The organism is Maribellus sp. YY47 (genome assembly GCF_023111095.1).
Taxonomy (GTDB): Bacteria; Bacteroidota; Bacteroidia; order Bacteroidales; family Prolixibacteraceae; genus Draconibacterium.
Genome location: NZ_JALGYW010000019.1, coordinates 53,166 through 66,106 on the forward strand (window position 1 = coordinate 53,166; position 12,941 = coordinate 66,106).

8 protein-coding genes are annotated in these 12,941 nt (G+C 43.1%); 3 read left to right on the plus strand and 5 right to left on the minus strand.

Going from position 1 to position 12,941, the window contains the following annotated elements; genetic code table 11:
- Nucleotides 1-31: 31 nt before the first annotated feature.
- Nucleotides 32-700 (plus strand): lipoyl(octanoyl) transferase LipB, encoded by a 669-nt coding sequence (gene lipB, locus MR764_RS15425; RefSeq protein WP_247980337.1) that lies wholly within the window; start codon nt 32-34, stop codon nt 698-700.
- A gap of 136 nt (nt 701-836) precedes the next feature.
- Here lipB and MR764_RS15430 read toward each other — a convergent pair whose 3' ends face one another.
- The 5 genes from MR764_RS15430 to MR764_RS15450 all read right to left on the minus strand — a co-directional run bounded on the left by MR764_RS15430 (nt 837) and on the right by MR764_RS15450 (nt 8,854).
- Entirely contained in the window at nt 837-1,565 is a 729-nt protein-coding gene (locus MR764_RS15430) for a DUF1080 domain-containing protein (protein ID WP_247980338.1), read from the minus strand.
- 71 nt (nt 1,566-1,636) lie between these two features.
- Nucleotides 1,637-3,406, minus strand: coding sequence for a RagB/SusD family nutrient uptake outer membrane protein (locus MR764_RS15435; protein ID WP_247980339.1), 1,770 nt, complete (start codon nt 3,404-3,406; stop codon nt 1,637-1,639).
- A 15-nt stretch (nt 3,407-3,421) separates the two neighbouring features.
- Nucleotides 3,422-6,940, minus strand: coding sequence for a TonB-dependent receptor (locus MR764_RS15440; protein WP_247980340.1), 3,519 nt, complete (start codon nt 6,938-6,940; stop codon nt 3,422-3,424).
- Nucleotides 6,941-7,033: 93 nt separating this feature from the next.
- Nucleotides 7,034-8,077, minus strand: a complete 1,044-nt coding sequence (locus MR764_RS15445) for a FecR domain-containing protein (RefSeq protein ID WP_247980341.1) — start codon at nt 8,075-8,077, stop codon at nt 7,034-7,036.
- Nucleotides 8,078-8,260: 183 nt separating this feature from the next.
- Nucleotides 8,261-8,854 (minus strand): RNA polymerase sigma-70 factor, encoded by a 594-nt coding sequence (locus tag MR764_RS15450; protein WP_247980342.1) that lies wholly within the window; start codon nt 8,852-8,854, stop codon nt 8,261-8,263.
- A 232-nt stretch (nt 8,855-9,086) separates the two neighbouring features.
- Between MR764_RS15450 and MR764_RS15455 the strand changes: the two genes are divergently transcribed.
- Entirely contained in the window at nt 9,087-11,468 is a 2,382-nt protein-coding gene (locus MR764_RS15455) for a LamG-like jellyroll fold domain-containing protein (protein ID WP_247980343.1), read from the plus strand.
- 175 nt (nt 11,469-11,643) lie between these two features.
- The gene (locus MR764_RS15460; protein WP_247980344.1) at nt 11,644-12,915 is read left to right on the plus strand and encodes a Gfo/Idh/MocA family oxidoreductase; all 1,272 of its coding nucleotides are present in this window, start codon (nt 11,644-11,646) and stop codon (nt 12,913-12,915) included.
- Nucleotides 12,916-12,941 lie beyond the last annotated feature (26 nt).

Here is a 12,941-nt window from a genome sequence, read left to right on the forward strand (position 1 = left end):
GTGGCTAGTAGCTAGTAGCTAAAACAAAAAAATGGCAAATTTTAACTACACCGATCTTGGATTAAAAGAATACAAAGCCTGTTGGGATTACCAGGAAGAGAAGCTTCAGGAAATTATAAACACCAAAAGAAGTACCGGGAATCCGACGGCAGAAAATCATTTTATCCTGGTGGAACACCCACACGTTTACACCTTGGGCAAAAGTGGCGACGAAGCCAATATGATGGCCAATGCCGAATTTTTGAAAAAGATTGAAGCCACCTACTTTAAGATAAACCGTGGTGGAGACATTACGTATCATGGTCCCGGACAATTGGTGGGTTATCCGATTATCGATCTGGAATTTTACAAAATCGGTATACGCGAATACATCGAAAAAATGGAGGATGCCATTATTGCCACCATTGCTGAATACGGTTTGGAAGGAGGACGAAAAGAAGGAGCCACGGGAGTATGGTTGCAGGCCGACCATAAAGTTCGCGCCCGGAAAATCTGCGCCATTGGCGTGCGGGTGAGCCGCTATGTTACCATGCACGGTTTCGCACTGAATGTCAATACCGACATGCGCTACTACAATTACATCAATCCGTGTGGATTTGCGTCGTCGGCAGTTACATCGATTCAGCAGGAGCTGGGTAAAGAAATTCCGATGGATGAAGTAAAATCAGTGATCAGCGGGAAATTCAACGCCATTTATTAAAGCGGGAAACAAGGTCGAAAACCGAATTTTCTTTATTTCACCCCTCTGTCATCCTTCTGGTGACAAATGACATATCCCCTGAAATTCAGGGGAGAATATAAGAAAACCCCGCGGCAAGCCGCGAGGAATTATTTGACTAAAGCTCTTTAATTTTAATTACGCGAAAAACAGTAAGGCCGCCGTGGTCCTGAAGACCGATGCCACCTTTTTTTGCCGCGCCATAGAATTCTTTATCCTTCCATTTTCCGGCTTCTTTTTGTGCTTTCCATTCATCGCTCCACAGTTCGTATTCCACTACTTTTTTACCGTTCAGCCAGTGTTCCACATGTGGGTTATTTACCACGATGCGTGTTGTGTTCCACTCGCCAAGAGGTTTTACTTCGGCTCCAACCGGCGCCTGCATCGAGTAGTTTGCCCCGGTGTACTGCGAATCGTCTAGTTTTGTCGGCCAGCCTTTGTCATCCAACAACTGGTATTCCGGACCCGATTCGTAGATTTTATCCACATTGGCTTCCTGAACGTGGTAAAAAATTCCCGAGTTGCTTTCGGGTGCAATTCGCCACTCTACGTACAATTCGAAGTTTTCAAACTCGTCTTTTGTAACAATGTCGCCACCGTGATCTGACCCAACACCTGAATTGTGTAATTCACCATCGATGATTTTCCAGCCGGTAACTTCTTCGCCTTTAAACTTCTTCCATTTGTCGATGCTTGTTCCATCAAACAACATGATCCACTCATCAGCACTTTTTTCTACCGTGATCTCTACTTTTTCAGCAGAACTCTTTTGAGTAGATGAATTACAGGAAACCAGCAGGCTACAGGCACAAGCTGCAAATAAAAATGAAATAAAATACCGTGTCATAATAATTTGTATTAAAAAAGAACTGCATGGCCGCTTCAAGTGCAACCATGCAGTCTTTCAGTGTATTAAATTTAATTGAGCGTGGGGTAGAAAGTTCCACCCCAGTCTACGTTCTGTTCAATGTTGCTGTTCAAGTCGATTACCTCTTGCTGAATAGGGAAGAAGTAATACTTTTCGGGTACCGAAGTAACTTTTACACCGGTAAAAGGAATCTGATGTACAATGTATTTGAAATCAGCCTCGGTAAGTGCGTTTTCTTCCGCCTTAACTTTTGCCTCACCAATAGGCATTTCGCTACCATCTTCGTTAATAGCAATGGCCTCAACACCGTGTTTGGTTTTTCCATCCAGGCGATCGAGCATACGCAAACGACGCAGGTTCCAGAAACGCATGTCTTCGAAACAGAATTCGATGTTTCGTTCTGCAATAATGGCTTCACGTAATTCTTCGCGCGTAGCTGCTGTAATACCGTAGTTGCCATCGTCGCCTGCCTCGATACCGGCACGCTCCCGAATTTCTTTCAAAATACCCAGCGCAATATCCGATTTCCCGGTTTCATTAGCCGTTTCAGCATAGTTCAACATTACTTCGGCAAAACGCATTACAATAAAATCGATATCGTATTGCTGCACTTCAGATTGCAACAACGACAGGTCGCTGCCTTTACGGATAAAAAATCCGCTGTAGCTATCGAGGTTGGTCGAGTTGATTTTGGCGGCCGGGTTGGTTCCGAAATCGTCCAACACATCGGCAATACCCAGCGAAGTGTACTGACGGTTACCCGCTTTGTTGGATACTTCGTAAGTCGATGCATTCCAAACAATCGATTTGTCAAAACGCGGATCGCGGTTTTCCCAGTAGCCTTGCAAAAACGCTTCATCGGTTTTGTAGTATTTCCCGGTTGGGTCGTTATAAGCTTTACCATCTTTCATCGGGAACTCCTGAATAAACTCCCAGGTTGGCACCGCCCAGGCGTTACCACGGCTTTCTGAACCAGGACGCACACCGTAATCCCAGTTGGTTACTTTATTGGGGTAAGTATTAATTACCGCAAAAACTACCTCGGGACCACGCTCTACCAGAAAAATATCTTCGTAATTTTCGGTTAAAGCATATCCCAGATCTTTCAGCTTGTTGTAAGCTGTTTGGTTGGCAGTAAACGCATCGTCCCAATAACTGTTATCCCATGGGTTGCCCGGATTAAACTGAGGAGAGGCTTTGTAAAGCAACACTTTTGCTTTAAAAGCGCTGGCAAAAGATCCATCAATCTTACCGTAATCCGAAGCTGATTTTTCAATTTGTTCGGGCAGCAGGCCAATGGCGTCATCTAAATCCTGGATAATAAAATCAAAACATTCTGCAGTTGTATTCCGCTTAACATACAAATCGTCGGTGTCTTTGTTTTGCGGAATTTTAATATAAGGAACACCACCGTGGTATTTCACCATGTTAAAATACACATAGGCACGCAAAAATTTGGCCTGTCCCATGGTATTGTCTTTTACATCCTGCTCTAAAGTACTCTTATCAACTTCCAGAATTGCCTCATTAATCAAACGAATGGTTTCGTAATCCCACTCTTTGTAAGAGCTATTGGTAATCGTTACCATATCCTGATAAAAGTGGATGCTTCCCAACTGTTGCGTTTTCTCATCGAGTTGCGAATTCCAGTTGCCAAAAACATCGGCATAAATGTTAGCCATATAAGCCTCAACCAACGACTCATCGTCCCAAACCAGGTCGGCGTTATAATTGTTAATGTTTTCAATATCGAGCGTATTGCAGCTGTTTGCAAAGAACAGCATCACTGTTGCAGTAAGTATATATGTTAACTTTTTCATTTCTACTTCGTTTTTTTAGAATTTAACATCAACACCAAAAGTGAATGACTTCATCAATGGATAAGAATCGTAGCAATCCTGTTCGGGATCGTGGAATTCTGTCATATCAGAGATCACAAACAGATTGGTACCGTTAAAGAATACCTTCGCAGAGCTGATTTTGAAGCCTGAAATCCATTTTTGTGGAATGGCATAACCAACGTTGAGGTTCTTCAAACGTAAATACGCACCGTTTCTGATCCAGAACGACTGGTTTCCTGTTCCCGATTCGTACCAGCTTTTTCCAATTACGCGCGGATATTTTGCATCCGGGTTTTCAGGTGTCCAAACATCATCGGCCCAAATAGGATAATAAGGTCTAACAGTTCCTCCGTATTGGCGAATACCTCCATTCCCTTCTCCAAGGTTACTAATCAAACGATCGTACATGCCAACTCCCTGAAAGTGCATGTCGAGCGAAATTCCTTTCCAGGTAAGGCTGGTTCCGAAACCATAGTTAATTCGTGGAGCGCCGTTTTCTGACAACATCTGAATGTCGTTGCCATCGATTTTTCCGTCAGGACCGGGAGAATAACCATCACCTCTGATGTCTTCAAAATACATACCCCCAAGGTAAGGATCGCGGCCCCACTGTTTTAATCCTGTCGCCAAAAGTTCATCAAGTTGCTCCTGTGTGCGAATGATGCCAAGCGTTTTGTAGCCTGTTATCCGGTTAAGCGGAGCACCAATGACTGAGAATTCTTCCAGATTTCCACCTTCCGAATAAAGAGCGGTTTGATCCAATACGTCCCACTGGTCTTTCGAAAAACCGATATTAGCGTAAATCGTGTAGTCGAGTTCGCCGTTAAAGGCTTTGTCTCTCCACATTACGTTAAATTCCAAACCACGCCAAGATCTGGCTGCATAGTTCTCCGGAGCCAGATCCTGTCCGTAGGTATTGGGAATGGTAACCAATCGCGAACCAAGAATGTCTTCTTCTTTTTTATAGAAACCTTCGAGCGATCCGGATAAACGGTTGTTCAGCACCGTAAAATCAATACCTCCGTTATAGGTGGTTGAAGTGGCCCAGGTAAGGTATGGGTTTGGTGTCGACCCCGGTTGGATTCCCAGGTTTAAGTTGTCGCCCCAAATGTATGAATTGGCCGACTGATAAACCCTCATGTAAGAGAATGGGCTTATTGCATTATTGTTAACATCAAGGTCGTTACCAGTTGTACCATACGAAGCCCTGATTTTTAAATTATCGAGCCAGCTGGATGTGTTATCCATAAACGACTCTTCGCTGATTCTCCAGCCTGCGGAAACCGAAGGGAAAAATCCCCATCTTCTGCTTCCTTCAGGGAAAAGAGAGTTACCATCGTAGCGGAACGAAAACTCGCCAATATATTTCTGATCGTAGGTATAGTTAAAACGTCCAATCCACGATAAGCGTCCGTCGGTTATTTCATAAGCATCACCATATCGTCTTTCGGCATCGGTTGAGTATACATACATCTGATCGTAATTCGTTAAAGGCTCTTCCCCTTTTGCATACACAATTTCGCCACCGTTTTTAGCCTGTTCAAAAACTACCGTACCGGCAATATCGTGTTTGCCAAAGCTGTTGTTGTAGTTTAAAAACCAGTTAAACTGTTCGGCCCATAAGGTTTTTACATCGTAACTCAGAAACTCCTGGTTTTGCGAGAAGGTAAAAGTGTTCATTTTGTTTGGATCGGGTGCTGCAGGGATGAAACGGTTTTCATCGGGAGTGGCAGCTGCCCAAACATAGTTTTGCTGGTAAGTTAAATACTTCTTACGCATGTAATCGTTGCTGATGTAGTTCCCCTGCACTTTGGTGCTCAAGCCCGGGATAAATTTCTCCAGGTTGATATCGAACGAAAGAATGGCATTCACCTCTCTTTTGCGTGTTTTGATGTAACGATCGCCAATTACCTGGTCGATAACGTTCCAGGCCTGCCAGCTACCCATTGGTGTTTGCACCGGATAGTCGGTAACTTCGTTGGCCGGGGTACCGTCTTCGTACAAGTAGAAAGGATAGGTTTTGGGCCAGTTAAAGGTACAACGGTAAAGGTCGCCCACCGTTTGCTCGTCATCGCCCGAGAACGGCCAGTAAAAACGCTTCTGGTTTTGCAAATTGGCCGAAAGGTTCAGGTTCATTTTAATACTCTTGGTAATTTCAGCGGTTACATTCGAACGCAAATTGAACTTGTCGTTCTCCAGGTTTTTGTACGAACCTTCTTCGCCAATGTAGCTACCCAGCGCATAGTAAGTAACCTTATCGCTACCCCCAGATACACTCATCGAATGTTTCTGGTTCCATGGTGTTTGCCAGATATAATCGTTTACGTTGTAGTTTTTATCTTTAAAATAGGCAAACTCCTCGTCGCCATTTGGCTTTTCGAGGCCCTGAAATTCGGCTACGCGGTTTTGATAAATCAGCTCATCGGTAGCGGTTGTTTTATCCGACATCAACTCCATGGTTGGTGTCATAAACGTATAAGATCCCTGGTAATTGAATACCGGTTTTTGTTTAACACCACTTTTGGTGATTACCAGCACAACACCGTTACCGGCACGCGAACCGTAAACCGAAGCAGTAGCCGCATCTTTCAAAAAGCTCATCTGATCGATTTCATTTACCTCCAGAGCATCAAAGGCTTCTTTGTCGCGCACAATACCGTCGATAACAAACAGCGGCTCTCCAAATCCACCGCGAATCCGGATGTCCGAAGTCGATCCCATTAATCCTGAGTTTCCGGTAATGTTAACCCCCGGAGCCCTACCAGCCAGAGTATTCGATACGTTGGTGGTAGAAATATTACCCAGTTCTTCCATTTTTACCGCAGAAATAGCACCGGTCATGTTCACTTTCTTTTGTGTACCGTAACCAATCGCTACCACTTCATCGATACCAATCGTTTCTTCTTCCAACACAATATTGATCTCGGTTTGCCCGCTATATATTACGTCTTTTGATTTCATCCCCACAAAAGAAAACACAATCACTGCATTATCCGGAATATTAGCAAGGGTATAAATTCCATCAGGGCTGGTAACCGTTCCCTGCGAAGTTCCTTTTACAAATACTGTTACTCCCGGCAATGGAAATCCCGAAGGATCTGTTACTTTCCCGGTTATTCCTTTAGCTTCTTCGGTCAAACTCCCATCGTGTAAAGTGGTCAGAATAATCTGCCTGTCCTTTACCAGGTAATTGACATCCGTTCCGGAGAAAAGATCAAAAAGTATCTTTTCAATCGTCTTGTCCTTCACATTTAGATCTACTTTCCTTTCAACGTTCACCATTTTGTGGTTAAACAGAAAATAGAACTCACTGCTGTTTTCGATCTCTTCAAGAATGTCCAACACTTTTGCGTCATTCATCTTAAGCGTTAAACGGGTTTGCTGAGCATAGGCCGACAACGCCAACGCCTGTGTAATGCCCAAAAGCATAAAAAAGATACTAAGTCGCATGATTTTCCACGTTTTAGTTTGGGCGCCATTTAGGATGGCGTCCCGAATCCATTTTTTTTTCATAAATTTGAATCATTAAGTAGTTAAAAAACTTATTATTACCACACTGCTTAAGTTTGCAAGAGAGTGTTTGCGGCACTCTTTTGCTTTTTTGTATTATTTAAATGCAGCCTCTCTTTTCTTATCCAGTTTCAAGATTATCTTTCTTTTTTTGTAGGTATTGTCATTCGTAGTTTCCCGCGACTGTTCCTGGAATGTAATTGGAGCAGTAAGCGTTAGCAATTTCAAAACCTCATCAAGAGGCTCATCAATAAATGTTGCACGAAATACATAGTCTAATATTTCAGTATCCTCGATCAAAACCTCAGCATTATACCAGCGTCCCAAACGCTCCGCAACCTGCTTCATGTTTTCGTGCCTGAATATTAATTTTCCCTCGGTCCACCCAATATACTGTTGTGCTTCCACATTATTGCGTCGTATAGAGTGGTTCTCGATACTGTACGACATCGCCTGATTAGGCAATAAAGAACAATAAAGCTCTCCCTTGGGAGACAAAACGTCCACCTTGCCATTATTGAGAATGACTTCTTCGTTTGAGTCGTCTTTGTATGCGATAACGTTGAACTCGGTTCCTAAAACCTTTACCTGTAAATTTGGAGTGTGCACCACAAACGGCTGTTTTTCGTCGTGCACGACGTTAAAATAAGCTTCTCCTGAAACCGTTACATTTCGCTGACCAGCAAAGGATGTTGGAAAGCGAAGCGTAGAACCACTGTTCAGAAATCCCGTAGAACCGTCGGGAAGCTCGAACTTAGTGCGTACACCAAACGGACATTGTATCTCGGCATAAGCCGATTTAACCGAATCTTTCTTACTTTGAAAATAAAGTACGGTTAAAAAAGCAAGTACCAATGGCACAATGAGTACGGCTGCCACACGCTGAAAAACACCCATAAAGCTTATTTTTCGGGTGGTGCTTGATTCTGCTTTTATTTGACGGTGTATTCTATGGAGCAGGTAATCTACATTATGCTCCGACTGCGGCTCTTCAAAATAATTCTCCCAATGCTCTTCAAGATGTTTCTTTAAGATAGGACGATAAGGCTCACTCTCCCACACGGCCTTAATATTCTTATAGTCTTTCCGCGAGTAGGTACCTTTAAAGTAGCGTTTTAATATTTCAGGATTGAAATCCACTTTTTTTCGTTTTCTATAAACAGGAATAGGGCTCAGGCTAAAAAATCCCCTAGTCTGATCTTAAAAAAAAATCGATTCTCCGAAAAAAAAACAGCAGACTCATCCTTATAAAACACTGGCTATGTGGAAGAAAACAAAAATAGCTTATGCAACATTTTTTTTTGCGCATAACTTTTGTTGCCTTTATAGGCTTTTACCAAAAACAAACATTAAAATGGCTGAAACATTCGCGACACCGAGTTCCTTTTTCAGCTTTTTTAAAGCTTCACTCAAATGGTTTTCAACCGTTTTGGGAGAGATGGCCAACTGTTTTGCAATTTCCTTCACCGAATACCCCTCCTTTCGCTTCTTAATTAGAATCTCTCTCTGACGGGAAGGAAGCTGCGCAATACACAATTCAACTTTCTCGAGTAGCATCTGGTAGTTCAATCGTTCATCCAGGTCGTTGGTAAACTCCACCGACTCCTCTACAATATGATGTATATATTCCTGCTGCCTGGAAATGTATTCGAAATGCTCGAGGACCCGATGGTAAGCAATTTTAAAAAGGTAAGCTTTGAAAGAAAGTTCGGGCTTAAGATTTTCCTTGGTTCGCCATACGGTCAAAAATACCTCCTGCACCACTTCTTCTGCTTCTTCTTTTATTTTAAGGTATCCGTTTACAAAACCAAATAACCTGCTGCCGTAAATAGCAAAAAGCGCGTCAAAAGCATTTGCATCGCCTTTGCGGAGCGACTGCACCAACTCTTGAACCTCTTTTTCGCTATACTTTTCCAAATTATCCCAATATCTTGCAAAAGTTCAAATATAAATTACTTTTAAATAAATGAACATGATCAAAACGCAACTATTTTGTTTTATTATCATACACTTTGCATTTGCTTTTTATATCGATAGACAAAACAGTCCTTGGACAAAAGCCCGCAATCCGTTTTGCAAGCATTAAAATCAAACTCAAATTCATCACATTTCTCACTTAACTAAATGTCTTTTTTCTATTTTTGTTAGCATGCAATGTTTTTACAGGTCGAAAATATTCTATGCCATATCAGGGGCGTTGTTTTTTCTGTTTTTCCCGTTCTTCGTAAAAGGGAAAAGCAGCCTGGACGAACATGTGTTTTTAACCCGGGAAATTAGCGGATCAATTCAACAGGATTTGTCGGACGGGTATCGCGCTTTTATTTTGCTACCCGAAACTCCCCTTGATAAAATTTTAATGGAAGCGGAACAATTTCTGGAAAAGGAGAATAACGAACTCCTAACTTTTATCGTTCCCGGCGAAATTGCAAAACTCGCAGATGCACTGAATAAGCATACGATTAATCGCTATATCGCTACTCCCGGCGAACACTCGCCGGATAACCTCGCGAATTGCATTACTAAAGATAAACGTCTTTTTGTTTTCACCCCCGAGCCAACCAACAGCTCATTTTCGTACAACGAACGGGTGTGCCATTATGAAGTACGGGACGGATTTCCGAACGGAATTACCGACGGATTCGGGGGAAATCGGGAGAACGACTTCGTCGTTTTTCACTTCGATCCTGACCTGAAAACCCTGCCTGATTCTCTCCAACAAAATCCGGGAAAAGTTCCGGAGGTTTTTAACCAATACACGGGGAAATTGCCCAACTTCTTTGTCACCCAACACAAAGAAATTTTCGATACTTATTACAAGGCCTTTTCAAAAAACACATGGTTTACTGCCAATGTAATTTATAACGACCAGCCGCTGGAGGGAATTACCTGGAAAGAAATGCCTCAAATGGAATCGTTTGGAAAAATCCATACGCGGCAAAATGAACTCAGTCCTTACAAAGATGGCTTTCACTTTTCGCCCGATGTTTTCACTTTTAACGCCAGCACCTTAGAAAGCACTAAAATATTTTACGCCCGCCCCAAAGACCTCAAAGATGGAATGGTTTTAAGGCTCCCTTTTGAGCAGGATGTTGACAATGCTGTTGCAACCAATACCGAAATTCCGTACAGCAACATCGAATATAAAAAAGACTCGTTACGCGGCTGGTGTGCTGTGTTTAACGGGAAAGACAATTACATCGACTACGACACCGATATTGAGTTGAACGATAATTTTACGGTAAGTGCCTGGATTAAACCAACCGATATTGAAGGAAACCGAAGCATTATTGGCAAAGGGAAAGCGCTCTCGGTGAAATTCAAAAACGGAAACCTGCTTTTTACTTCTCCGGGAATTAAGGACCATTTAATTGACTCTGCTGTAGTAAAAATCAACGAGTGGCAACAAATTACCTTTGTGATATCCGTCGGGAAAACCGTTCGCTTCTTTAAAAACGGAGAGCTGGTAGGAGTGGACGATGCGGCTGATATCAGCTCTACAGAATATTCGCTTTTAATCGGCACCAACCTTTGGGATGAATTTTTCAAGGGAATGATGGACGATCTCACTATTTGGAATCGCGCATTAAGCGACAGTGAAGTCGCCCGATTCTATGCGCAGGATATTTTAAAAGAGGAACGGGCACCAAATTACTCCTGGATATGGGCTTTGCCGGTAGTGCTTTTAATGGTAACATTTCTAATTCTTCGGTACATCGTCAGGGCGAAAAGAAAATCAGCCCAGACAGCCAAGCCACAAAGAGCCATTATACGACAAAAAGCAAACGCAAAAATCACGGGACCTTATATCCAGATTTTTGGTGGATTCAAAATCATAAACCGCGATGGTATTGATTTAACTTCGCGCTTTTCCACCCGGCGAAAACAACTTTTTGTTTTGGTTTTGATTGCCACCTTGCGCGAAAACGGAGTCAGCTCGAAACAACTGACCAATCACCTTTGGGCCGGCTACCCGGCAGAAAGCGCCAAAAACAACCGCAGCACCCAGGTTCAGCGAATACGTGAAATTACCGATCAGAACAGTGGTCTTAACATTGCATACGAAAACCGCAAATGGGTGATCACTTTCGATGAAGATGTTGAATGTGACCTGTCGGACTATTTCATGCTGATCGAACAATTCAAACAAACCGTTGGCACAGAAATTAGCTACGAGTTGCTGGATAAAATTCTGCTGATTATTGAAAAAGGAAACATACTTCCCTACATGGACGACGTTTGGCTCGATGATTTCAAAAGCAAAATATCGGATGAATTGCTCGAAACCCTGTTGCCGCTTTATTCAGATACCGGTTTTATGAGTAATCCGGAGGCGGTGCTTCGTTTATCGCACGCCTTACTCATTTTTGATCCGCTGAATGAAATAATTCTCAGCCAAAAAATAAGAGTGCTGTTACAGCTGGGAAAAAATACACAGGCACACGAATCGCTCGAGCACTTTGAAAAGTATTACCAGCAATGCTACGCGCAACCTTTTGGCAAAACAATTTCCGATTTGCTGGCCATGCCCTAATCCGATACCAAACAAAAGCGCTCCTTTCGTCTTTCACCCTAAACCTTGCGTTTTAAGCGCATTTTTGTTTGTTTTTTTTGTTTGTTACCCCTAATATTACCCTGTATTTTAACCTGCGCCCCATTATCATTGCAGTTATTTTACCTCTTGCAATTTTTTAATACCAAAAAGCTATATGAGTAAAAATCAAACAACAAACAGGAGAAAATTCTTAAAAAGCGCTCTTCTGGCTGGTGCCGGATTCACGATTATCCCGCGCCACGTTCTTGGAGGAAACGGATTTCTTGCTCCTTCGGATATGCTGACTAAAGCGATCATCGGAGTTGGAGGTATGGGACGTGGACACATCCCTTACGAAGGAACAAAAGTAGTTGCTATCTGCGATGTGGATACCGAACATCTGGCTCTGGCCCGTAACCTGATCGATTACAAAGTGAAAGAATTTAGCGATTTCAGGGAAGTTTGCCAACTTCCGGAAGTCGACATCGTTCATATTGCCACTCCTCCGCACTGGCACGGATTAATGGCGGTTGAAGCTGCAAAGGCTGGTAAAGACATTTGGTGTGAAAAACCAATGACCCGTACCATTGGTGAAGGCAAAAAAGTAGTGGAAGCCGTAAATGCGCACGGACGGATGTTCCGTTTGAATACCTGGTTCCGTTTCAAAGACACTTTCTACGGCCTCGGTACCGATGTGAAACCATTGAAAAAAGTAATCGACAGCGGAATTCTGGGATGGCCGTTAAAAGTAACCGTTAGCGGAATTACCGGCTACAACTGGAAATTCTTCTGGAGTGGAGAACACAACCTGGCTCCCGAACCGGTTCCATCGAACCTCGACTACGACATGTGGCTCGGGCCGGCTCCCTACAGACCTTACAACCACCTGCGTGTACACGCTAATTTCCGCGGATACTGGGATTACGACGGCGGCGGCTTAGGCGATATGGGGCAACATTACCTCGATCCGGTTCAGTACATGCTGGGCAAGGACGATACCAGCCCGGTAAAAATTGAAGTGGATGCACCTCAGCAACACTACGATGCAGTAGGTAGCTGGAGAAGAATTACCTACACGTATGCCGATGGTTGCCAGATTATTCTTGACGGTGAAAACCGCGACAAAGACGCAGCCTATATTGAAGGTCCAAACGGAAAAATCTACCAGGGATTCAAATCAGATATTCCAAACCTGCAAAGTTTTATCAAAACGCTTCCTGAACCGGAACCACAAATCGGAATTTTCTCGGAATCGGTGAAAACGCGTAAGAAATTCGCATTAAACGAGATGAACGGATTCCGTTCGGCAACCCTGGTTAACCTTGGAATAATTGCTGTTCGCCTGGGTCGAACACTTCATTTTGATCCTGAAACACTGGAGTTCATCGACGACGAAGGTGCAAACCGACTGATTAATCAGCCAATGCGCGCTCCGTGGACGATTTAAAAAGATGAAAATTTAAGTTTAAGGAT